Source organism: Microvirga zambiensis WSM3693, assembly GCF_016735695.1.
Lineage (GTDB): Bacteria > Pseudomonadota > Alphaproteobacteria > Rhizobiales > Beijerinckiaceae > Microvirga > Microvirga zambiensis.
The window spans coordinates 1-20,456 of sequence record NZ_JAERQD010000016.1 but is presented as its reverse complement, the minus strand read 5'-3'; the positions used below and the strand labels follow the sequence as shown (position 1 = coordinate 20,456).

Genomic DNA, 20,456 nt, shown 5'->3' with positions numbered 1-20,456 from the left:
AACCAGCGGAACGACGAAGAAAACCAGAGGAGCCCCAAACATGAAGTCCTATGCGAAGATGGCGACGGCAGCGACGCTGGCCGCATCGACCCTTCTGCCCATGTCCGTCCGGGGCGAGGATGCCAAACCGCAGATGGGCGGCGAACTCGTCGTGACCGGCCAGCTCGACAAGACCATGTTCCCGGGACGGAACACGGATGCGGGCGGGATGGATGTCTACCTCAACGCCTGCGAAAATCTGGTGGAGATGGCGGCGGACCGCACCATCAAGCCGGTTCTCGCCAAGAGCTGGACGATGTCCGACGACCTCAAGACCGTCACGTTCCATCTCAACGAAGGCATCCAGTTCCATGATGGCACGCCCTTCAACGCGGAGGCGGTGGCCTTCGTGTTCAATGAGGCACTCGCCAAGAAGTTTCTCTATGTCAGCCTGCTCGAGGGACTCGAGAAAGTTGTGGCGGACAGCGAATATCAAGTGTCCTTCAAGCTCTCGAAGCCCTCGGCGGCCCTGATCCCTAACCTGGCCTACCGCACTATGTGCATCTTCAGCCCGGCCGCCTACAAGGCTACCGGCGAGGAAGGGCTCGGCAGCAAGATCGTCGGCACAGGCCCCTTCGTGATGTCTGAATTCGCGAAGGGCGAGTATGTGCTCTTCAAGCGCAACGACAAGTATTGGCAGAAGGGCAAGCCCTATCTCGACAGCATCCGCATTCTGTTCGTGCCCGAGGTGACCACCCGCGTGGCCATGCTGGAGAGCGGCGACGTGGACCGCGCGCAGGGTGTTCCCGACTTCGACATCCCCCGCCTATCCGGCGAGGACACCCTGAAGGTTGCGACGATCCCGAGCCTGCAGCAGAACTACGTGGTCATCAACAACCTGAAGAAGCCCCTGGACGACGCCCGCGTCCGGCAGGCCTTGAACTACGCCATCGACAAAGCTGGCATCGTGAAGTCGGTCTTCGCCGGAACCGGTGCGACGCTGTCACAGGCTCCGACCCTAACGCCGGGCGTGTTCGGCTTCACCGACATGCGCGAGCCGGGCAAGGACACGATCTTCGCTTACGACCTGGATAAGGCGAAGGACCTGCTCAAGCAGGCAGGCTACGAGGACCGCAACGGCGACAAGGTCCTGGAGAACGCGCAGGGCGAGCCCCTTTCCCTAAAGCTCTGGACCCGCAAGGCCGGCAAGGGTGAGTACCAGATCGCGCAGCTCGTTCAGACCTTCTTGGAAAAGCTCGGCATCAAGACCGAGCTGACCGTACTCGAGAGCGCCACCTTCAGCGCGTCCCTGTCACTCGGGCCGCAGGAGGCCAAGTACGATCTTGCCCTGCTGGCCTGGACCATCCCGACGGCGGATCCCGACGAGCCGATGATGTACATGACGCACACGAAGGCGTGGAAACCTGCGGGCGCCAACCGGATGTTCTTCTCGAACCCGGAAACGGACCGCTTGGCCGAGGCTGCCCATGCAGAGCCGGATACTAAGAAGCGGGCCGAGTACGTGCGTCAGTGGATGGCCGAGCTGCTCAAGCAGGCCCCTGTCATCTATCTGCCGACTGTCAATCTCACGGAGGCGTACCGGACCTACGTCCACGGTGCGAAGTATCTGCCGGCGGGCACCTACGACGCGACCCAAGCCTGGATCGACAAGGCCGCCAAGGAGGAGCAGGGCATATCCCGGTAGTTGCCTGGAGGCGGCGGGGCTTGAAAGCCCGGCCGCCCTGCAGGCCACACGCGATCGGAAGCACCCGACGTCCTCATGCTGAAACTCATCCTCGCCCGGCTGGTCTTTATGGCGGCGGCAGGCCTCCTCCTGCTGACCTTCCTGTTCGGCCTGTTCCATGCCATCCCGGGCGATCCCGCGCGCCTGATCGCGGGCGACAGCGCGCCCGAGGCTCTTGTGCAGAGCATCCGTCAGGCCTACGGCCTCGATCAGCCGCTTATGACGCAATACACAACCTATATGGGGAGGGTCCTACACGGTGATTTCGGGCTGTCGAACTTCTCGCGTCAGCCCGTGCTGAAGATCGTCATGCCACGCCTTCTCAACACCGCCAAGCTGGCCGGATGGTCCATGCTGCTCGCCATGAGCCTCAGCCTCCTGCTCGGATCGCTCTCAGCCATGTACTGGGACAGGCCTCTCGATCGCGGCATCACGGCATTTTCCCTGGCGGGAATCTGCACCCCGATCTTCGTCACCGGCATTCTGGGCCTGTACTTCTTCGGCGTTCATCTACGCTGGCTGCCCATCGGGGGCATGACCTCATGGAAGCACTACATTTTGCCTGTTCTGACGCTCGGGCTGGCGCAGGCTGCCGGCTTCACGCGCATGGTGCGGGCCTGCATGATCGACGCGCTGGGCCGGGACTTCATTACCACCGCCCGCGCCAAGGGCGTGCCGGAGCGGGTCATCGTGTTCAAGCATGGGCTGCGCAACGCATTGCTGCCGATCATTACGTTCTTCGGCCTCGGGCTCGGCCATATGCTGGGCGGCGCCGCGGTGGCGGAATCGATCTTCAACTGGCCGGGGCTCGGCCGCCTGATGGTGGATTCGATCCTGACCCGCGACCTGCCTTTGACCCAGGGTTGCATCTTCTTCTTCGCAATGGTCTTCATCCTGGTGAACCTCGTCGTCGACCTGCTCTATCGCTGGGCCGATCCCAGGATCGCCCATGATTGACGACCCGCACCGGAGCCGCTGAACATGGATATCCTCAGGCGTTATGCCCGCGACCGGGTCGGGCTCTTTTTCGGAATCGTTCTGCTGGCGTTCTATGTGATTGCTCTCACGGCCAATTGGATCACACCCTCCGACCCATTCGAGACGAACCTCGCCGAAGGTCTACAGCCGCCATCCGCCGCCCATTGGTTCGGCACGGACCAGTTCGGGCGCGACACCTTCTCCCGCGTCATCCTCGCCACACAGGTCACGGCCAGGATCACGACGATCTCCCTCTTGTTCTCGCTCCTGATCGGCGTCCCGATCGGGATGGTGGTCGGCTATATCGGCGGCCTTGCGGACGCAGTCGTCATGCGCCTGACGGACATGCTTCTGATCTTTCCGACCATCATGATCGCAATCATCATCGTGGTGGTGGTCGGCCCCTCCCAGAGCGGCGTCGTCATTGCCCTTGGTTTATCCCAGTTGCCGAACTTCATCCGCATCGCCCGCAGCGCCGCCCTTTCGGTTAGACAGGAGCTCTACGTGGAGGCAGCGGTGGCCGCGGGGGCCAGCTGGCCGGACATCCTGTTGCGGCATGTGTTGCACAACATTTCCGGGCCAATCATCGTGAAATCCACCCTCGCACTTCCGGGCTTCGTCCTGGGAGCCTCGTCCCTCAGCTACCTCGGTCTCGGCGTTCAGCCACCCACACCCGAATGGGGTCAAATGCTCCATGAGGCCAAAGATTTCCTGACGAGCGCGCCCTACCTGATCATCGGTCCTGCCATCGCGCTCTCGCTCTTCGTTTTGTCGGCCAACATGGCTGGCGACAGCTTGAACGAGACCCTTGATCCGAAGCTCAAGGGCCGCCGCGTCAAGCGCATCCTTCCCCGTCTGGCCGGCAGGATCGCATGAGCGTAACGAACCTCCTCGACATCAGGGACCTGCAGGTCCACTTCATGACGGAAGCGGGCGTCGCGCGGGCGGTCGACGGAGTCGACTTGTCCATCGCGGCGGGGGAAACGCTGGCCGTGGTGGGCGAGAGCGGCTGCGGCAAATCCGTCACCTCGCGCGCCATCATGGGCCTGATCCAGCCCCCCGGTTGGATCGAGGGCGGCGAGATCCTGTTTGCCGGCCGGAAAGGACCTGTCGACCTGTCGCGCCTTCCTCCGAATGGGCGGCAGATCAATGCCATCCGCGGCACGGAGATCACCATGATCTTCCAGGAGCCGATGACCGCTCTGAACCCGGTGCTGAAAATCGGCGCGCAGATCATGGAGCCGCTCCTGCTTCATGAGAAGATCTCCAAGGCTGAGGCCAAGGAGCGGGCAATCGCGAGCCTTGCGGCGGTGGGGATCGCCTCGCCCCGGCAGCGCTTCGAAGAATATCCTCACAACCTGTCGGGCGGCATGCGGCAGCGCGCCATGATCGCCATGGCACTCGTCTGCAATCCCTCGCTGCTCATCGCGGACGAACCCACGACGGCACTCGACGTGACAATCCAGGCCCAGGTGCTCGACCTGATGAAGGATCTGCGCCGCGATTTCGCCGGCGCGATCATGTTCATCACCCACGATCTCGGGGTTGTGGCAGCCATGGCCGACCATGTGGTGGTGATGTATCGCGGTAAGATTGTAGAGAGTGCCACCGTCCACGCGCTCTACCGGCACCCGCTCCATCCCTACACGCAAGGCCTTCTCCGATCCGTGCCGTCCATCACGGGGCGCGGCGCGAAGCGGCTGGCGACCATCGAGGGATCGGTTCCGCGGCCAACCGAGCGCATCCGCGGATGCGCCTTCGCGCCCCGCTGTCCGCACGCCACGCCGATCTGCCGCCAGGAGGTCCCCGCGCTGGCGGAGGTGGAGGGCCACCACCGGGCTGCGTGCTTCCTTCACCATACGGTCGTCGAGGAGCGCGCCCATGCAGCCTGACGACGTTCTTCTGCAGGTCAAAGGCCTGCGCAAGCATTTCCCGATCCGGAAGGGTCTATTCCGCCGGGGCGGCGGCACGGTCAAGGCCGTCGACGGCGTCGATCTCACAATCAAGAAAGGCGAAACCATCAGCCTCGTGGGCGAAAGCGGCTGCGGCAAGAGCACCACGGGCCGCTCGATCCTGCGGCTGATCGAGCCAACCGAGGGCGAGGTCCTGTTTCGCAGCCGGGTTTTCAACGGGGGCTCATCGGAGACGCTCGTCGACGTGGCATCCCTGCCGGCCTCGAAGGTCAAGCAGTTGCGCCGGGAAATGCAGATCATCTTCCAGGACCCCTATTCCTCCCTCGACCCCCGCATGAATGTGGCCGATATCGTGGCGGAGCCGCTTCGAGTCCAGGGCGTGATGGGCCGGGCCGAGCGCCGGGATCGGGTCGTTCACCTGCTGGAGGCGGTGGGTCTTGGCGGGGATCATGCCCGGCGGTTTCCGCACGAATTCTCTGGCGGCCAGCGGCAGCGGATCGGGATTGCGCGGGCGCTTGCCCTCAACCCGCGCTTCATTGTGGCCGACGAGCCGGTCTCGGCCCTCGATGTCTCCATCCAGGCCCAGGTGGTCAACCTTCTGCAGGACCTCCAGGCGGATTTCGGTCTGACCTATCTGTTCATCGCCCACGATCTCTCCGTGGTCCGCCACATCAGCAATCGCGTGGCCGTGATGTATCTTGGGCGAATCGTGGAAATCGGCGACAGCGAGGCCTTGTTCTCCCGGCCCCGGCATCCCTATACGGAAGCCCTTCTCTCGGCGGTTCCGGTTCCGGATCCTGGCGCGGCTCGAACGCGGATCCGACTTCGCGGCGACGTGCCGAGCCCGAGCGCCCCGCCAGCGGGCTGTCCCTTCCACCCCCGCTGCGCCTACGCGATTGCCCGATGCCGCGAGGAGGTGCCCGTCCTCCGGGAGGCGGGGCCCAGACAGCAGGCGAGTTGCCATCGAATCGAAGAGTTGACGCTAGCGGGGGTCGACGCTCCATAGACCGGCGCGAAGAACCGGGGCAGACCCGAAAGAACAACCGAGTATTATCGAGGAGACATCAGGTGAAACTCACGGCACAGGAAACCGGCGTTTACGCTATTGCGCCGACCCCCTTCCTCCCCGACGGTCAGGTCGACACCAGGTCCATCGACCGCATGACGGACTTTTACGGGGAGGCCGGCTGCCGAGGTATCACGGCCTTGGGCATCATGGGCGAGGCCCATAAGCTCGAGACGGAGGAATCCTTCGATATCGCAGCGCGGATCATCAAGCGGTTCTCCGGACCTGTCGTCATCGGGATTTCGGCGCCGGGATTTGCGGCCATGCGCAAGCTGGCCCAATTCGCCATGGATCGAGGGGCCGCCGGCGTCATGATCGCGCCCACGCCGAGTCTGCGTACGGACGACCAGATCGTCTCCTATTTCCGTCAAGCCATCGAGGCCATCGGCACCGATATTCCCTGGGTCCTTCAAGATTATCCGCTGACGCTGAGCGTCATCATGACCCCCGCGGTCATCCAGAGGATCGTCACGGACAATCCCTCCTGCGTCATGCTCAAGCACGAGGATTGGCCGGGTTTGGAGAAGATCTCGACGCTACGGGATCTTCAGGTCAAGGGTGCCCTGAAGCCGCTCTCAATTCTGTGCGGCAATGGCGGCCTCTTCCTCGACATGGAGATGCATCGGGGCGCCGATGGCGCCATGACGGGATATGCTTTCATTGACGCCCTCGTTGAGATCGTCTCCCTGTTCGCCGAGGGTAAGACCGATGCGGCGCACGATCTCTTCGACGCCCATCTGCCTTTCCTGCGCTACGAGCAGCAGCAGGGCATCGGTCTCGCCATCCGCAAATACGTGATGATGCGCCGGGGCATCCTGACCTCGGACACCCAGCGCAAGCCCGGTCCGTCCCTGACCGCCAAGGCCCGCGCGGACATATCCTTCCTGCTCGATCGGATGGCCCGCCTCGACCGTCGGGCAGCCCTCATGGCCGCCGAATACGCAGCGTGACTATTTGTGGCCTCACGACTCGACCCAAAAGCGGACTACAGCGATGATTCTGACAAAAGCCAGAATCATCGAAGTCCGGATTGGGTTATATTTTCACGTTCCGGCTGCTCAATGAACGTCGGCATTACTCCGCTGAAGCGGACCAGGCTCTTTGGTCCGGGGAATACCAGGAGCCGACCTTCCTCTGCATGGGCCATGGGTATCGGTCGGGCTGGAGCAGCGCAATCTTTCGTCCTGTCTCTCCCTGCCCCCTGAACATTGGACCATTGTTTCGGAATAGATTGGTAGGCTTCGTCCTTGACAGCATACGCTATGATCCGAACGGTGCTGAAAGCCACCACGCGCCCATCGCGAGGGTCAGCAGAGTCACCGGCAATCCGATGCGCAAGTGGGTGCCGAACCCGATCTCAACACCAATCACGCGTGCCTTCTCAGCCACGATCAGGTTGGCGACCGAACCCACCAGCGTGAGATTGCCGGCCAGCGTCGACGCCATGGCAATTACCAACCAGAGCTGCTGCTCCTCCGGAAGCCCCTGGATAAAGGGTCTGAGCACCAGCACGGCAGGGACATTGCTGACGAGGTTCGATAGACCGGCCGTGACACCGGAAAGAACCCAGGTGTCGGCCAGTTGCAGGCGGCGCACTGCTTCGATCACATCAGGGCTCAGGAGGGCCTTCTCGGCACCGGCAACCACGATGAACAAGCCGGCAAACATCAGCAATAAAGGACCGTCGATTTCGCGGTACACCTTGCCCGGCTTCACCTGCCGCGTCACGAGCAGCAGCGCCGCCCCGGAAACAGCCGCCTTGGCGACCGGGACCCCGGCGAAGAAGGCGACCACCACCCCAATGGTGACGACGATGGCCTTGGCCATCTGGGGCTTGTGGAGCCGAGCCGGCTTCGGCTCCGCGGCAAGCGCCTTAAGGCTCCGGAACTCGCTCGAGCACAGCAACCTGATCAGCACGAAGACAAGAACCAGGCCAGCGACTGCCACGGGTGTGAGGTTGGCCGCGAAGACCGCATAGGGTATCTGGGAGATCACCCCAACAATCATGTTCTGGGGATTGCCGGTGATCGTGGCGACGCTGCCCACATTCGAGCTCATCGCCACAGCCAAGAGATAGGGCACGGGGTCGCGGCCAAGACGTCTCGTCACATCCAGCACCAGCGGCGCCATCACGAGACACACCGCATCGTTGACGAGGAAGGCCGAGAAGACGCCCGTGGTCAGGACGATGACGAACAGAAGTACCAGAGGCGAGTGAGCGTGGGTGACCGCCCAGCCGTTCACCAGACGGAAGAACCCCGACAGCTTCAGGTGTGCCACGATGATCATCATGCCGAGAAGCAGCGTGATCGTGTCGAGATCAATGGCGCGATAGGCCTCCTCCAGCGTGAGCACCCCGGTTGCGAGCATGCAGGCCGCTCCGAGTATGGCAATGCCGGCCCGGTCGAGCCGAAGTCCGGGAATACGCCCAAGCGCCACGCCGCCGTAGGTCAGGATGAAGATGGCCGCAGCGGCCAAGACATGCGCGTCCATCATCGGGCCCTGCCGGGGATAGCCTGTACTTCATGGGACACCACTCCTGAGGTTACACCGGGCGCAAAGCCTTTCGTTTCGGGCATCATCGCCCAGAACAGGAGAAGGCCCGCGCCTGCGATGCCGGCAAGCACCAGGAAGGCAGCGGAGTAGCCTGCCTTTACGACCAAGATCCCGGCCAGGGTCGTCGACAGCGAGGCTCCTATGCCCTGCGCGGTGGTGACCGCTCCCTGTGCCACGTTGAACCGGCCGGTGCCTTCCATCAGGTCGGCCACGATGAGTGGAAACAGCGCACCGTACAGGCCGGCTCCGATGCCATCGAGCATCTGGACTGCGACGAGCCAGTAAGGATTGTCCGAGAGAGTGTACAGCACGCCGCGGATCGGCAGGATCAGGAACCCGGCCAGGAACAGAGGCTTGCGGCCCCAGGTGTCAGCCTTGCGCGCCACCAGCATGGCCATGGGTACCATGATGACCTGAGCGGCTACGATGCAGGCGGACATCAGGGAGGTGCCGAGATTCTTGTCCTGGAGCGCCAGCTTCTGGCCGACCAGCGGCAGCATGGCAGCATTGGCGAAATGGAACAGCACGGCGCAGGCGGCAAAGATCAGCAGCGGCCGGCAGGTGAGCAGGATTTTCAAACCGGACGGCTGATCGTCCACGGCTATCCTGCCGTCTCTGAATCCGCGTGCCTGTTCATGATTGATCGCATGTGTCGGCACCATCAGCACGCCGATCAAGCTTGCAAGCGCCATGGCGGCCATCAGGAAGAACACGACGATCGGTCCCCAAACGTAGGCCGCTCCCCCGGCGGCCGCTGCCGCGAAGGCGTTGCCGGCATGGTTGAACGCTTCGTTGCGGCCGGTGCGGCGGGCAAACTGCGCATGACCGACGATGCCGAGAGTGATTGCCGCGATCGCCGGCGCGAAGACCGAACCGGTGGCGTGGACCACGGCTTGTGACATCGCCACCGGCCAGAAGGACGAGAGAAAGGGCAAAAGCAGCGATCCGGCGGTGACCACCACGGCGGCAGTCGCGATCACGCCTCGCTTGGCATGCGTGGCATCGATCAACGCACCAGCCGGGGTTTGTGTCAAAAGGGCTGCCAGACCCGCCAAAGTCATGACCAAGCCGATCTCAGCCTCATTCCAGTGCCGGATCGTCAGGAGATAGACAGCCAGATACGGTCCTAAGCCGTCGCGCACATCCGCCAGGAAGAAATTGAGGGCATCGAGCGAGCGCTCGATCTGGACCGGAGCTTCGACGGAACCAGCCACGTCACGCATCGCTATCTCCTGGGGGTCGGCACGGCCTTGTCTGTAGGGATGCCGGGCGCGCAAGGATTGGAACCCCCAAGGTTGGCGAGCGTTCCGGAACGGGCCTGCGGCATTCGTTACTGACTGATATCTCAACCTCCTCCGCGGGAGATTGGTGTTGCTCGTTCCTCTATGGTCAAACTGACGTCTGGTTCGGGTCGCGGACAGTCTTAAGACGTGGTCGCGCAGAGGTCCGCTTCACACTGCCCTTGCGGACGTCGGGCCTGGACAACCGTCGGAAACCTCAGCTCCACGCACTTCAGGAAGTGGACGTCATCGACGCAGCGGCCGAGCGGGATTTGCCCAGCGCGATCGGCCGCCTGCGGGAAGGATCGCGTTTCCGCTGGCCCTCTTGGCAGGACGCACCTGGCTGCGTCATTCCCGGGAGCCTCGTGCCGGTGATCGTGCGGAGGCGTGAGCCAGGCGAAGGTTCGCCTCCGACTCCCTGACGAGCGCCTGCGCCTCCAGGCAGGCCCGCTCGGCCCGGAAGAGAAGACTTTCCCGCTGGGGCCTGGGCTCAAGGACTCGTTCCGTCACGTCGGTCACGTGATGGACGATGGCGATCACCGAACCGGCCTCGTCGACGATAGGCCAGTTGACCGGGCTCCAGTAGCGGACCTCCCACACGCCGTCCGGACGCCTGATGTCGTAGCGCTGGAGTTCCATGGCATCGCGTCGGACGTGTGCCAGCGCGCGCTCGAACGAGGCACCGAGATTGCGGACCCCGGTGGCCTGGTCGTCAAGCGGGTTGTCGGGGAAGGCATCGAACATGTCGAAACCGACGAGCGCGTCGCGCCGGCGCAGGGTCGCCGCCATGTAGGCTTCGTTGCCCCCCGCGATCCTCAGGGTCGGCGCGAGGATGAGGTAAGGATGAGGCGCGCCCTCGAACATGCCGCGGTAGATCGCCTCGGCCAGCCTCATCTGCGTGCCCGCGGTGCGGAAGTTGGGTTGGTTCATCGCGTCGGTCATGGCCCATACTCGGTCGTGCCACTCTGCCAACAGAGTTTCGCAAGGCACGCCGGTGCTCGCGACAGTTTTCGGGGCCGCCGAGGCCTGGCCCAATTTGCCATGCATTAGAAGGCTTCGCGGATGACCCCAACCACCTCGGACAGCCGATAGGGCTTGTCGATGAAGCGGCCGCTGTCCGGAATCTCGTCGTCGCACAACCGGGCCCTCCCCGATGTCACCACGGGCAGAATGTGCGGCCAGCGTTTGTAGACCACGCGGGTCAGATCCAAGCCGTCCATCGAGCCGGGCATGTGGATGTCGGTGAACAGGGCCGCTACCTTGAGCCCGTGCGTCTCCAGCAGCCAAGCGGCTGCATCGGCGTCGGTGGCTTCCAGGACCTCAAGGCCAGCATCCTCGAACATGTCGACGGCGTTCATGCGCAGGATCGGCGCGTCGTCGACGACGAGCATGAAGCGTCGCTGTGGCACATCGTGATCCATGCCGACCCAACGGGAATCTGGTTTGCCTCGTTCCCGCAACTTGAGATGCCTCCGGTCATCGAATCCATCGCGAAGGATCTCCACGCCATGGTGAGGGATTGCCGTGCGGCAAATTTCGTCCGGCGGACCAAGTCGTTCAGAACTCGCTCGGCCAACGCACTTCATGGCGATCAGGGGTCTGCAACGCGGTTGCGGCAGAGGCATATTCCCTTCCGGCCCGCAGGATCAGGGCGTCCCGGTCGTGCCAGTCCTCGTAGGCGACGTGCTTCGCGGCGTGCGGTCCGCCTCGACGATCGTGCGATCGACGTCCATGCCAGTTCCCGTCACGCCCGCGCGGCTTGAGCCGAGGCCCACCGTGATCGTCGGCTCGACTGCGCCCATGCGCCCGCCGAACCAGGCGGCCACGGCGCCGAGGATAAGGCCCAGGGCGCCGAACAGGGCGCCACGCGATACTCCCTTCGCTGCGGCATCGGCCGCCTGCGTGGCCTGTTCCACCGCTTGCCGGTACTGCTGCTCATACTGCTGCACCTGCGTGCAGGCTTGGTCGACCGGGATGTTCTGGGCCCGCGCAAGGGCCTCTGTGGCCCGATTGCGGGCATCGGCTGCCTGCTGCTCGTTGCCGGTCAGGGCGGCGCGAACCGCCGTCACAGCAGCATCGCGCAACGCGGCTGGATCGTTGCCGCCGGTGGCACCACGAACCTGCTGCTCGATCGAGGAGAACGGATCGGTGATCCGGGACATGCTCGGAGCCGCCACCTGAGCCGCGGTCTGCGCGGTCGAGCCCACCGCCTGCGTGACGTTGCCGAGGGCGCCGGTCACCGTGCGGTACGCCCCGCCGAGAAGTCCGCCGACCGTCGTGGCGAGCAGGTAGAACACCACCAGCGTGGCCACGGCCCAGGCCGTGAGGCCATGCCAGGCGGCGGTGGATCCCTTCGGCCTGCCGGAAAGCCGGCCCGCGGCGTAGCCGCCAGCTAGGGCAGCCAGGATACCTGCGAGCAGGAACCACACGCCGGCACCGATTGAGAATGTGGAAGCGGAGGGGTTCTCAGCCGCGCCTGCCGCTGGATCGAGGGTGGCGGCCCCGATGCCGATACCGAGCAGGTTCAGGATGAGCTGCGTCGCGAGCATGACGACCACGCCCGCGAGAACGGCGCCCCAGGACACCTTGTTGAGCATGATTGTGCGGGCATCCTCGGCCGGGATGACCGGGCTCATGTGCGGAGCATAATGGTCGCCGCGGTTGCGCGGGGTGTCGGGGTAATGGGCATCGGTCATGGCGCCCTCCTGATGGACTGCAATGCAGTGCATATTCCACGCAGGTGCGGCAGGGTCGTCTTTTCCCGGTGTGCGCAGCTAAGCTCTCCAGCTTGCGCATGAACGCGGAGATGGGATGGTCGATATCATCCGAGACAACCTCCCCTGTCAGCCTGCGGGAGTTCAGGTCTCTCAACCACCGGGATCCATCCTTGTTCACAGGCTAGGGCGTTTTGGCGCGGCCGACGCAATGCCGCGCTGTTGCCGCTGGATCGGCGGCTTCGTGCCGAATTCACGCTGTTCAGGCCTGCGCGGCCCGGGGATCAGGAGCGGCGGTCCAGGACAAGCGTTATCGCGTGAGCAAGATCGACCGATCGAAAGGGCTTCGAGAGGGTCGGAACCGCCTCGAACTCGCGCTCGATCTCGGAGATTCGGTATCCCGTCGCGAAGATGAAAGGGATACCCCGGCCTTGCAGAACCCGCGCCACCGGCTCGCTCGGCTGTCCCTGCAGCCTGACGTCAAGGATGGCCAGATCGATATCGCTCGTCCCCGCCAGGGTGACGGCTTCGTCAAGGCTGGAGGCGGTTGCAACCACCTGACACGAGAGATCCTGCAGCATTTGGCTGACGAGTTCGGCAATTCCCGGCTCGTCCTCTACGAGGAGCACTCGCTGCGTGGCATTGATCGTCATTTTCGGACCGGCTCATCTCTTGCAGGCACGGGCTCATCTCTTGCAGGCACGGCAGAGGGAAAGTATCCGGGTGACCGACCTGGCTCGAATTCCCGCCCCGGACCCGACCCTGTTTCGGAAGGGCATCCGGCCCCACGGCGGAGCCGATGCAGTGCAATACGTCAACGGCTTGCAAGCCGGTGATGTTTGGAGGTGCGTCATTTCGCGACGTCCGGCTCGGCCATTTGGCGGACACGCGCAAGTCCCTCCGCGTCGCTTGCCGACGTTCGGCTTGTGTCAGCCCGGTACCGTCATCGGCCCATCGGAAATCCCTCGGCCAGCCGCTCCCATCGCCGCGGATCGCGGATTTTCCTGCCGCCCGGGACGAGCTGACGGACCGAGGCATCCTCCGGCGCCTGGATGACGTGTTGGAACGAGCGCTCGGTGTCCGTCGCCCGCTTCCTCGTCCGGCAGGGCCGGAAGATGAACAGCAGCAGTGAATGGGCGGTCACCTCGTACGCGTGGCCGAAGTCGAACTCCGTCAACTCGGCTTCATCCTTCCGGTTCGTGTCGAGCAGGCGGACCCATTGCGTGCCGCCCCGGCCGCTGCCCCTGGAGCGGGAACGGAGCCAATCGCATCACCGCGCGTTGTCGCACCGGGCCGGGCCGACGCACCAGACTTCCGGCGGCCTTGGAACCGATCTCGATGCCGGACCTGAAACCGAAGATCGCCGAGCGGGACATCCTCCCCTCGGGTCCCGCGTCCGCCGGCCTCGGCATCGTCGGCATGACGGCGCTCATCATCGCGGCCCTGTACGTCGGTCGCGAGGTCTTCGTCCCGGTGGCGCTCGCCATCCTCCTGAGCTTCGTGCTGGCTCCCCTGATCAGGCTTTTGCAGAAGGCGCATGTCCCTCGGGCTCTGGCCGTCGTCGGCGTCGTGCTGGTGGCTTTCGCCGGCATCACGGCACTCGCCACCGTGATGGCGACACAGGTGACCCAGCTCGCCGGGGACCTGCCGCGATACCAGGCTACCATGCGCGAGAAAGTGCAGTCGCTGCGCGGGTCTGCTGCCGGCAGCAGCGCCCTCGAACGGGCTGCGGACGTGTTGCAGGACCTCGGCAAGGAACTCGACAGGCCGCACGCCGGAACATCACCGCCGGCCAATCCGCTGACGCCGAACTCCGTGCCGGCGACAGAGACGAAGCCCATCCCGGTCGAGGTGCGCCAGCCCGACCCGGGCGCGCTGCAAACTCTCGGCGCCTTCATCACGCCGCTCATCCACCCTGCCGCGACCACCGGCATCGTGATCATCTTCGTGATCTTCATCCTGCTGCAACGGGAGGATTTGCGGAACCGCCTGATCCGCCTCGCCGGCTCGCACGACCTCCAGAAGACCACTGCCGCCCTCGACGACGCCGCCAGGCGCCTGAGCAAGCTGTTCCTGACGCAGTTGGCGCTCAACGCCGCCTTCGGCGTGGTGATCGGCATCGGCCTGTTCTTCATCGGCGTACCGAGCCCGGTTCTGTGGGGCATCCTCGCCGCGATCCTGCGCTTCGTGCCGTACATCGGCGCCTTCATCTCCGCCGCCTTCCCGCTCGCCCTGGCGGCGGCCGTCGATCCCGGCTGGTCGATGCTGCTGATGACCGCCGCCCTGTTCATCGTCGTCGAGCCGATTGCAGGTCATGTGGTCGAACCGCTCGTCTACGGCCACAGCACCGGGCTGTCCCCGGTGGCCGTCGTCGTCTCGGCGACCTTCTGGACCTGGCTCTGGGGCCCGATCGGACTGGTGCTGGCAACCCCGCTGACGGTGTGCCTGGTCGTCCTCGGCCGGCACGTGGAGCAGCTCGAGTTCCTCGACGTCATGCTCGGCGACCGTCCCGCCCTGTCGCCGCCGGAGATCTTCTACCAGCGCATGCTCGCCGGCGACCCGGCGGAGGCCGCCGACGTCGCGGAGGAATTCCTGAAGGAGCGCTCGCTTTCGGTGTACTACGACGAGGTGGCCCTGGCCGGCCTGCGGCTCGCCCGTGCCGACGCGCTGCGCGGCGTGCTGGACGAAGCCCGCCTGGAGCGGGTGCGGGATACGGTCGAGGAGCTCGTGGACGACCTGTCCGATCACCCCGACCAGGAGCCGGAATCCGGCCGCACGGACGATCCGGAGGCGGCCGCCGCCGTCGAGGCTAGCGCGGACGGGAGCGGCACGGCCGGTCTTCCGACTCTGGTACCGGAGGATCTCGACCCGCGCTTCCAGGGCGAGACGCCGATCCTGTGCATTGCCGGCCAGAGCCCGGTCGACGAGGCCGCTGCCCTGATGCTGGCGCAAGTGCTGACCAAGCACGGCCTCAAGGCGCGGGTGGAAAGCGCAGCCTCCCTGTCGGTCCAGGCCGTTGCGAGGATCGACGACGCCGGCATCGCCATGGTGTGCCTGTCCTATCTCGATGCGGGCAGCCCGGCCCACATGCGCTATGCCGTGCGTCGCCTGCGCCGCAAGATGCCGCGGGCGCGGATCCTTCTGGGATGCTGGGTCGAGGGAATGGACGCTGCGGCGGCCGTGGCGCTGCGCGAGGCGGCCCGGGCGGATCTCGTCGCCACGACCCTGCGCGAGGCGGTGGCCCTAAGTGTGCAGCTCGCCCGTGCGGAGGCGACAGGGGCCTCTCGCGGGCCGGTCGCGATCGGCGTCGCATGACACCAGCGCATGATATGGACGGCGGGCCGGAGCCGCTTCGCCGGGACAAGCCCTAGAGCCCGCCTTCGCCGCCGTCCGCGCCGTCGAGTTCGGTCAGCCGAATTTCCGCCAGCGCCCTGAAGGCACCGGCCGGGAACTGCTCGAGATAGGCCTGGAACATCGCCGGGTTGTCGCTGTCCTTGACGGTGTCCCAGAACGCCAGTTCGACCGCCGAGCCGTTCGGCGGAGAGGGTGGACGCTCGAGGGTCTCGGGCTTGGCCAGCCGATCCCGTGCCAGAGCGGCGAAGATCCCATCAGGATAGCGTTCGAGATAGGCCGCGTACTCCTCCGCCTCCCCGCTGGCCTGGACCGATTGCCAGAATTCGAGCTCGATCGCATTCTGCGACACGTCCGAGGCAACCCCGCCCGAGAGCGACGGCTCCGGCGCACCCGGGATCTCGCGCAGCTCGGTCGTGCCGTTGGGATCGAACAGGATCCGGAATGCCCGTACCGGGCGGGCGATGTTCTTGACGCCGTGCTCGCCGAGATCCTCGAACTCATAGTCGCCGCGGTCGCGGATGTGGTCGCGCACGCCGCGCGTGATGCAGACGCTGCCCGGCTCCGCCAGGGACTCGAGGCGGGCGGCGACGTTGACGCCGTCCCCGAAGATGGTGCCGTCCTTGACCAGGACGTCGCCGATGTTGATGCCGATGCGCAGCCGCATCCGGCGCTCCGGAGGCAGGTCGGCATTGGCCCTGTGCAGGGCCTGCTGGATCGCCACCGCGCAATGCACGGCGTCGACGACGCTGGCGAACTCTGCCAGGACGCTGTCGCCGGCCGTGCCCGAGATTCCACCTCGCCCGGCGGTGATGAGGTCGTCGATGATCGTGCGGTGGGTGGTGAGGGTCGCAAGCGTCGCGTCCTCGTCCTGGTGCATCATGCGGCTGTAGCCGGCCACGTCGGCGGCCAGGATGGCGACGAGCTTACGCTCGAGGGGAGGCGCTTCCACGATGAGAGGCTCCGGCAGTGGGGTTGGGACGGATGCTTGTGAAGACGCCTCGGGAGCAGTGCCGTTCCCACGGGCCTTCCCTTAACGGTGCTGCAAGTGTTCTGATGCTGGTCACTTGTGTCGCATGAAGCTAAGTCGTCATGCTCGCTATCGCTCTCAGGCTGAGGTGATCAGCCATGCATGCTGGCTCTACCTGCATCGCAGCCACTTGCTCGTGAGGGACGACGTCCATGATCCGCCAAGGGATACATATCCGCAAGCGTCATGATGGCTAGAAAGGATTTCATCAAAGCTCTGCTTCGAGCTGCTGCCTCAAATGACGCGCTGTTTCGCCGCCGCTCAAGCTGCGGTAACGTTTGCAGCAAGACCATTTGGAACGACATTGCCCAGAGGACGGTTGACGTTGTCCCTGCTGCGGAGCTCGTGATGATCGATTTCAGAATTCTGGCACCAGAGATCTTATTGGTTGGCCTCACGCTTTCCGCTGCCGCAGCCGAAGGAAGCGTGCTTGAAGAGCTGAGTTCCGGTACAGCCCAGCAACACCACCTCTGGGCCCTCAAATTCGACATGGGCGCCAACCCAGAGGTAACTGGTTCCGTCGCGCCTCCGACAGTCTCAGGCACGAGCAAAGATCGCCTTGATTGCATCCCGGCAGGGCTGGTGTTCAGCAATCCCCCTTTTCTGGATTGGCATATCGGGTCTTGCTCATAAGCTTCGGGACGGACCGCAGTCATTGATGCAGCCAGCCCTGGAATTCGTCTCCCAAGATGAGAGACGAATTCATGTCCGTGTTCGCAGCCTTTGATTCAGCTCAGCGCTCATCAGGGCAGAGCCTGTTAGTCTTTCAGCTTGCGAAGACGTTGGACATGGCATCCCACAAGCCGTCCCCTTCCGAGACTCTTAAGCCTTCCTGCGCCGACTCCTCGTGCTGCTGCTTCCCGATCTTTTGGCAGGAGATCCAGGTCGTATGTCGCGGGCGGCATCGGTCACGATCTCGGCCAACGCTCCCGCTGCTGACTGCGCCAGAGTGGCTGTGGCAGAGGCAACATCGGATCCCGCGCCGACAGCAGTGGCGCCCGCTTGGGCCGCCTTTTGAACGCCGTCCTCAAAGGCTTGCTGTACGATCGGGCGATCCTTCTTCAACGCTGCCGCGGCGGCGATCAGCACGTCGGCCAGGATCTCGCGTCCAAGGGATGACGTGAAGAGATTGTTCAGGAGGCTTCCCCAACTGTGAGATGACGACTCGGTTCCAGCGCGCGGACGTGACGCCGGGGCTTTCTGCCTCGAACGTGCGGCAGGGGCCACCTGCTTCTTTGATGCAGCGGTGTTATCGTCTCTCTTGCTGGCACGAGTTCTCGAGACTGCTGTCTTGGGCGTTCTCGCCATGATGATCTCCCAGGATTGATCGAAGCAGCGGTGGACTGCCACATTTAACGCATCGCCCGGCTTATGGGTGCAAGACCCGCAAAAGTAAGCTGTCGATTGCACGCATCATGCGTTGATGCGCTGCGTCCAGCGATCAGGCTTGATCGGCGCTTCGTGTGAAATCGACGTTCCTCCTCTTCGAGTCATCTGACACGGCCACCCGCTCCCAGTCGAATGACGAACAGGTGGTTACACTCGGTCTCTGTTGCGGGGCTGCTTCGATTGGGAAACCTTGTCAGCGCATCGGCGTTGAGCTCAGACGTAGCAACCAGAGGGTATGAGCCATGGATTGGAACCGCGTTGAGGGCAACTGGAAGCAGGTTAAAGGCCAGATCAAGGAGCAGTGGGGCAAGCTCACTGACGACGATCTCGATGTGATCAATGGCCAGCGCGATCAGCTCGAAGGCAAGATCCAGGAACGTTACGGTCTTGAAAAGGACCGCGTTCGCCAGGATGTCGACGACTGGTACGGCCGCCAGACCTGGTAACGACCCGAGTACGAAAACAATGCATATGATCCGTGCCAGGCTTGTCTGGCACGGATCTGCATTCGTGGTGTTCATCACGGCATTCCAGCGCTTACGTTGGCGTTGTACGACACGGTGACGGAAGCCGGGTCGACGAGGACCTTTCGGCCCCCCATGCCGAGGAAGCCGCCGACCGAGACGATGTAGCCGATGGCCCGGCCCTGACTGACCACAAAGTCCTCGACCTCGCCGACCTTCTCGTTGGCCGCGTTGCGATCATCGAGATCATCGAGTTGGTGGCCATGATCGCGTCCTGCGGGATCTGGGTCACACCAAGATCGAGGGTACTGTGCGGTATCTTGGGATCGACGTCGACGATGCCCTTCTGATTGCGGATCAGGTTGAGATCAGATCGTCTGAGGCCGCTCACCGACGAGCCGCCTCAGAACCTACTGCCTGTTAGGGAGCAAGGTCCTGACCTGAGGCTTAAGCAGCACAAGGGAAACGACTGGCATGTAGCAATCTCTGACGAAACCGACAGCGGCCACACGGATCTGCGATGCTGCCCAAGTGCCATGTCCTAGCTTGGCGAGGCCGTGCGCCAGCCATAACGCGGCTCGTATCCCAGAAGCCGTTTCGCCTTTCCAATCGAGAGGAGCGTTTCGTTCGGCTCGACCTCCCTCGTGAAAGCAACGTCCGGGTAGAACTCCGCCATGAGTTCCGCGTTCGGCCGCGTCATCACAGTGTCAGCATTGGCGATGATGAACACGTCGGCACCTTTGAGCGATGCCTCAAGAGCTTTCCGGACAGCCTGTGCCGCATCCCGCGCGTCGATGTAGCCCCACAAATTCCACCTCCGCGATTGCGGGTCTGCTTCACACGAGGCAAAGCGCGCGTAATCGGCTGACTCCATCACGTTGGAAAAGCGCAGGCCGATGATCTTCAGCTCAGGATCCCAGCGGCAGAATTGCCGCGCCATTTCCTCACCGAGGAACTTTGACAGCGAGTAGGCTGTCTCCGGGCGCGCAGGATAATCCTCATCGAGAGGGGCGTACGGAGGAGGTTCGTCGAACGGCAGGCGAGCTATGGCGGGAACTGGGTGATGACGGTGTGAGAAAGGCGGCGTATCGAGGCAGGTGATCAAGCCTTGCCAGAACCTCTACGAGAGAGCGATACGCCTATGAGCGAACCTAGCAATGTTTTGCCCCTTCGTCAGCCCGATGCGATTGACGATCCCCTGACGGATATCCTGCGCGCCGGCGCCCGCAAGCTTCTGGCCCAGGCCATCGAGATCGAAGCCGAAGCCTTTCTCGCCAGCATGCGCGATCTGAGGCTGCCGGATGGGCGCGAGCGCCTGGTCCGGCACGGACATGGGCCCGAGCGCATGATCCAGACCGGCATCGGGCCGGTGGAGGTCTGCCGGGTCAAGATCCGCGACCGGGGTGCCAGCAGCGCGGCCGACCGAATCCGCTTCTCCTCGGCGATCCTGCCGAAATGGGCCCGGCGGACCAAGAGTTTGGATGCGCTGCTGCCGATCTTGTACCTGCGCGGGCTCTCGACCGGCGATTTCCAGGAGGCTCTCTCCGCCCTGCTCGGCAAGGACGCCCCGAACCTCTCGCCCTCGACCATTACCCGACTGACCGGCGAGTGGCAGAGCGAGTACGAGCGCTGGCAGACGCGTGATCTCTCAGCGCGTCGGTACGTCTATGTCTGGGCCGATGGGGTCTACCTTCAGGCTCGCATGGAGGATCAGGCTGAATGCATCCTGGTGCTGATCGGCGCGACACCGGAAGGCAAGAAGGAGCTGGTCGGCTTCCAGGCCGGCGTGCGCGAGAGCGCCCAGAGCTGGAGAGAACTGCTCGTCGAGATCAAGCGGCGGGGCCTGACCATTGCGCCCCGGATTGCCGTCGGGGATGGAGCTCTCGGCTTCTGGAAGGCGCTCGACGAGCTCTTCCCCGGCACGCATCATCAGCGCTGCTGGCTGCACAAGACCGCCAACGTGCTCAACAAGGTGCCGAAATCGGTGCAGCC

19 protein-coding genes and 1 pseudogene are annotated in these 20,456 nt (G+C 64.1%); 10 read left to right on the top strand and 10 right to left on the bottom strand.

Annotation, left to right across the window (positions count from 1 at the left end; all coding sequences use genetic code 11):
- Nucleotides 1-40 precede the first annotated feature (40 nt).
- The 6 genes from JKL46_RS13950 to JKL46_RS13925 all read left to right on the top strand — a co-directional run bounded on the left by JKL46_RS13950 (nt 41) and on the right by JKL46_RS13925 (nt 6,630).
- Nucleotides 41-1,684 (top strand): ABC transporter substrate-binding protein, encoded by a 1,644-nt coding sequence (locus JKL46_RS13950; RefSeq protein WP_201833731.1) that lies wholly within the window; start codon nt 41-43, stop codon nt 1,682-1,684.
- Between the two features lie 75 nt (nt 1,685-1,759).
- The gene (locus JKL46_RS13945) at nt 1,760-2,680 is read left to right on the top strand and encodes an ABC transporter permease (RefSeq protein WP_201833729.1); all 921 of its coding nucleotides are present in this window, start codon (nt 1,760-1,762) and stop codon (nt 2,678-2,680) included.
- Nucleotides 2,681-2,704: 24 nt separating this feature from the next.
- Nucleotides 2,705-3,577, top strand: a complete 873-nt coding sequence (locus tag JKL46_RS13940; RefSeq protein ID WP_201833727.1) for an ABC transporter permease — start codon at nt 2,705-2,707, stop codon at nt 3,575-3,577.
- Nucleotides 3,574-4,593 (top strand): ABC transporter ATP-binding protein, encoded by a 1,020-nt coding sequence (locus tag JKL46_RS13935; protein ID WP_201833725.1) that lies wholly within the window; start codon nt 3,574-3,576, stop codon nt 4,591-4,593. The genes JKL46_RS13940 and JKL46_RS13935 overlap by 4 nt, the downstream gene beginning before the upstream one ends.
- Entirely contained in the window at nt 4,583-5,620 is a 1,038-nt protein-coding gene (locus JKL46_RS13930) for an ABC transporter ATP-binding protein (RefSeq protein ID WP_201833723.1), read from the top strand. Before JKL46_RS13935 ends, JKL46_RS13930 begins: the two co-directional genes overlap by 11 nt.
- Nucleotides 5,621-5,682: 62 nt before the next feature.
- Nucleotides 5,683-6,630: a dihydrodipicolinate synthase family protein gene (locus JKL46_RS13925; protein WP_201833721.1), complete on the top strand. Its 948-nt coding sequence runs from the start codon at nt 5,683-5,685 to the stop codon at nt 6,628-6,630.
- Nucleotides 6,631-6,940: 310 nt separating this feature from the next.
- On the opposite strand, the gene JKL46_RS13920 is transcribed toward JKL46_RS13925, so the two are convergent.
- From JKL46_RS13920 to JKL46_RS13890, 7 genes are all read right to left on the bottom strand, one after another.
- The gene (locus JKL46_RS13920) at nt 6,941-8,173 is read right to left on the bottom strand and encodes an anion transporter (protein ID WP_201833940.1); all 1,233 of its coding nucleotides are present in this window, start codon (nt 8,171-8,173) and stop codon (nt 6,941-6,943) included.
- On the bottom strand, nt 8,173-9,459 hold the full coding sequence (locus tag JKL46_RS13915; protein ID WP_201833719.1) for an MFS transporter: 1,287 nt from the start codon (nt 9,457-9,459) through the stop codon (nt 8,173-8,175). The genes JKL46_RS13920 and JKL46_RS13915 overlap by 1 nt, the downstream gene beginning before the upstream one ends.
- A 405-nt stretch (nt 9,460-9,864) precedes the next feature.
- Entirely contained in the window at nt 9,865-10,458 is a 594-nt protein-coding gene (locus JKL46_RS13910; RefSeq protein ID WP_201833717.1) for a PAS domain-containing protein, read from the bottom strand.
- A 104-nt stretch (nt 10,459-10,562) separates the two neighbouring features.
- The gene (locus tag JKL46_RS13905) at nt 10,563-10,925 is read right to left on the bottom strand and encodes a response regulator (protein WP_425493270.1); all 363 of its coding nucleotides are present in this window, start codon (nt 10,923-10,925) and stop codon (nt 10,563-10,565) included.
- A gap of 237 nt (nt 10,926-11,162) precedes the next feature.
- The gene (locus tag JKL46_RS13900) at nt 11,163-12,212 is read right to left on the bottom strand and encodes a PhnA-like protein (RefSeq protein ID WP_425493269.1); all 1,050 of its coding nucleotides are present in this window, start codon (nt 12,210-12,212) and stop codon (nt 11,163-11,165) included.
- Between the two features lie 302 nt (nt 12,213-12,514).
- On the bottom strand, nt 12,515-12,883 hold the full coding sequence (locus tag JKL46_RS13895; protein WP_201833713.1) for a response regulator: 369 nt from the start codon (nt 12,881-12,883) through the stop codon (nt 12,515-12,517).
- Between the two features lie 290 nt (nt 12,884-13,173).
- Nucleotides 13,174-13,407, bottom strand: coding sequence for a hypothetical protein (locus JKL46_RS13890; RefSeq protein ID WP_201833711.1), 234 nt, complete (start codon nt 13,405-13,407; stop codon nt 13,174-13,176).
- Nucleotides 13,408-13,568: 161 nt separating this feature from the next.
- On the opposite strand from JKL46_RS13890, the gene JKL46_RS13885 reads away from it, so the two are divergent.
- A complete protein-coding gene (locus JKL46_RS13885) occupies nt 13,569-15,545 on the top strand; it encodes an AI-2E family transporter (RefSeq protein WP_425493268.1) in 1,977 nt (658 codons plus the stop codon).
- A 52-nt stretch (nt 15,546-15,597) separates the two neighbouring features.
- Here the strand turns inward: JKL46_RS13885 and JKL46_RS13880 are convergent, their stop codons facing one another.
- On the bottom strand, nt 15,598-16,533 hold the full coding sequence (locus JKL46_RS13880; protein ID WP_201833709.1) for an adenylate/guanylate cyclase domain-containing protein: 936 nt from the start codon (nt 16,531-16,533) through the stop codon (nt 15,598-15,600).
- Between the two features lie 426 nt (nt 16,534-16,959).
- Between JKL46_RS13880 and JKL46_RS13875 the strand changes: the two genes are divergently transcribed.
- Together JKL46_RS13875 and JKL46_RS13870 are read left to right on the top strand one after the other, a co-directional pair.
- Nucleotides 16,960-17,244 (top strand): hypothetical protein, encoded by a 285-nt coding sequence (locus JKL46_RS13875; RefSeq protein WP_201833707.1) that lies wholly within the window; start codon nt 16,960-16,962, stop codon nt 17,242-17,244.
- 998 nt (nt 17,245-18,242) lie between these two features.
- On the top strand, nt 18,243-18,446 hold the full coding sequence (locus tag JKL46_RS13870; protein ID WP_099513526.1) for a CsbD family protein: 204 nt from the start codon (nt 18,243-18,245) through the stop codon (nt 18,444-18,446).
- Nucleotides 18,447-18,520: 74 nt separating this feature from the next.
- Here JKL46_RS13870 and JKL46_RS13865 read toward each other — a convergent pair.
- Together JKL46_RS13865 and JKL46_RS13860 are read right to left on the bottom strand one after the other, a co-directional pair.
- Nucleotides 18,521-18,685: pseudogene (locus JKL46_RS13865) on the bottom strand (PRC-barrel domain-containing protein); the annotation flags it as partial.
- Between the two features lie 320 nt (nt 18,686-19,005).
- Nucleotides 19,006-19,404 carry an NAD-dependent epimerase/dehydratase family protein gene (locus JKL46_RS13860; RefSeq protein ID WP_246529311.1) on the bottom strand — a complete coding sequence of 133 codons (399 nt, stop codon included), beginning with the start codon at nt 19,402-19,404 and terminating at the stop codon, nt 19,006-19,008.
- Nucleotides 19,405-19,605: 201 nt separating this feature from the next.
- Here JKL46_RS13860 and JKL46_RS13855 point away from each other — a divergent pair.
- Nucleotides 19,606-20,456 (top strand): IS256 family transposase (locus JKL46_RS13855; protein ID WP_201833703.1); only part of this gene is annotated, 851 nt, incomplete at its 3' end.

Excerpts from the sequence above, each read along its gene's own strand:
- JKL46_RS13860 (WP_246529311.1), bottom strand. The coding sequence starts at position 19,404 with ATGGCGCGGCAATTCTGCCGCTGGGATCCTGAGCTGAAGATCATCGGC.
- JKL46_RS13900 (WP_425493269.1), bottom strand. The coding sequence starts at position 12,212 with ATGACCGATGCCCATTACCCCGACACCCCGCGCAACCGCGGCGACCAT.
- JKL46_RS13950 (WP_201833731.1), top strand. The coding sequence starts at position 41 with ATGAAGTCCTATGCGAAGATGGCGACGGCAGCGACGCTGGCCGCATCG.
- JKL46_RS13935 (WP_201833725.1), top strand. The coding sequence starts at position 3,574 with ATGAGCGTAACGAACCTCCTCGACATCAGGGACCTGCAGGTCCACTTC.
- JKL46_RS13920 (WP_201833940.1), bottom strand. The coding sequence starts at position 8,173 with ATGGACGCGCATGTCTTGGCCGCTGCGGCCATCTTCATCCTGACCTAC.
- JKL46_RS13870 (WP_099513526.1), top strand. The coding sequence starts at position 18,243 with ATGGATTGGAACCGCGTTGAGGGCAACTGGAAGCAGGTTAAAGGCCAG.
- JKL46_RS13875 (WP_201833707.1), top strand. The coding sequence starts at position 16,960 with ATGATCGATTTCAGAATTCTGGCACCAGAGATCTTATTGGTTGGCCTC.
- JKL46_RS13940 (WP_201833727.1), top strand. The coding sequence starts at position 2,705 with ATGGATATCCTCAGGCGTTATGCCCGCGACCGGGTCGGGCTCTTTTTC.
- JKL46_RS13910 (WP_201833717.1), bottom strand. The coding sequence starts at position 10,458 with ATGACCGACGCGATGAACCAACCCAACTTCCGCACCGCGGGCACGCAG.
- JKL46_RS13945 (WP_201833729.1), top strand. The coding sequence starts at position 1,760 with ATGCTGAAACTCATCCTCGCCCGGCTGGTCTTTATGGCGGCGGCAGGC.
- JKL46_RS13915 (WP_201833719.1), bottom strand. The coding sequence starts at position 9,459 with ATGCGTGACGTGGCTGGTTCCGTCGAAGCTCCGGTCCAGATCGAGCGC.
- JKL46_RS13885 (WP_425493268.1), top strand. The coding sequence starts at position 13,569 with ATGCCGGACCTGAAACCGAAGATCGCCGAGCGGGACATCCTCCCCTCG.
- JKL46_RS13895 (WP_201833713.1), bottom strand. The coding sequence starts at position 12,883 with ATGACGATCAATGCCACGCAGCGAGTGCTCCTCGTAGAGGACGAGCCG.
- JKL46_RS13930 (WP_201833723.1), top strand. The coding sequence starts at position 4,583 with ATGCAGCCTGACGACGTTCTTCTGCAGGTCAAAGGCCTGCGCAAGCAT.